Here is a 346-nt window from a genome sequence, read left to right as displayed (position 1 = left end):
GATCTGGCGGCTGCTGGCCGTAAAACTCAGTCCGGAAGGCAAACCACTCAGCGAATACGTCAGCGATTGATTTTCAGGATCGGTAAAAGCAGGCAAAACTACATTGAAAGCATTTCCAATCGTGGCCGACAGCGGACTGGTTGTGGGGGCTACCGGTGGCTGATTGATTGGCCCACCACTTCCCTGACAAGTCAGTGCTTTGGGTGGATTTTTCAGCATGAAACTGCTGCCGGACACCCTTGCCGTGAGTAAATGCGGTTGACCATCTTTCAGGTTGGCAGGAATGGGGAAACTAAAGGCATGTTTGCCATTGCCCTTGCCCGCGTTGAGCAAATCCTGCCGGAAA

General features: G+C 52.6%; 1 protein-coding gene. It reads right to left on the bottom strand.

Features of this window, described 5'->3' with window-relative positions; genetic code table 11:
• Positions 1-346: putative Ig domain-containing protein (locus FH871_RS33425; protein ID WP_229317793.1), on the bottom strand; the 346-nt coding region annotated here is incomplete at both ends.

The organism is Larkinella sp. C7, from assembly GCF_006149005.1.
In the GTDB taxonomy this organism is placed as follows: Bacteria; Bacteroidota; Bacteroidia; order Cytophagales; family Spirosomataceae; genus Larkinella.
The sequence above is the reverse complement of the archived record's forward strand: the minus strand, read 5'-3'. Positions and strand labels throughout refer to the sequence as shown.